General features: G+C 59.9%; 1 protein-coding gene. It reads right to left on the reverse strand.

The genetic code is table 11. The features are described 5' to 3' along the window. The coding region (locus ACX0G9_RS31765; protein WP_459069021.1) for an FkbM family methyltransferase at positions 1-553 on the reverse strand (553 nt) is incomplete at both ends.

The following is a 553-nucleotide window of genomic DNA, read 5'->3' on the forward strand; positions in this document are numbered from 1 at the left end:
GATGATCGCAGTTCCCCCGTCAGCTCCTGCGGATCCTTCCAACCCGCCGATCGATCCCGCCAGGCCAACGCCGGTTCCCCGAACCCTGCCCCCTGCGCTCCACGCAGACCAAACACATTGTATAAGATCGCATCCTTCGATAAGGACGCCTCCTTCTCCACATATACCCCGAACCCCCGACCTTCCAGCTCCGACACGATCCGCCCTAATCGACCTTCCAGATCATGCACCTCGATGATCACCCGTTCGATCTTCTCCCAGTCCCCCTCCGCCAGACCCGCCAGCACCAGGTGCTCCGAGTTCTCCGTATCGATCTTCAGCAGATCGATACGATCCAGCCCTTCCTCCGCTATCATCTCCGATAGCGTCCGGGCTTCGCAGCGGATCCGTCTGTTCACCAGCTTCACCGCCAGTAACGCATCGATCTCCGACCGATCCGGACCCTCCGGCTCCGTTTGCTCGATATAGGAACGCACCACTTCCTGCACCTGCGCTCGGTCCTCGCTTATCCCCGACACCACGCTTACCTGCGGGTAATACGTAAAATCGATCG

This window comes from Flavitalea flava (assembly GCF_054461575.1).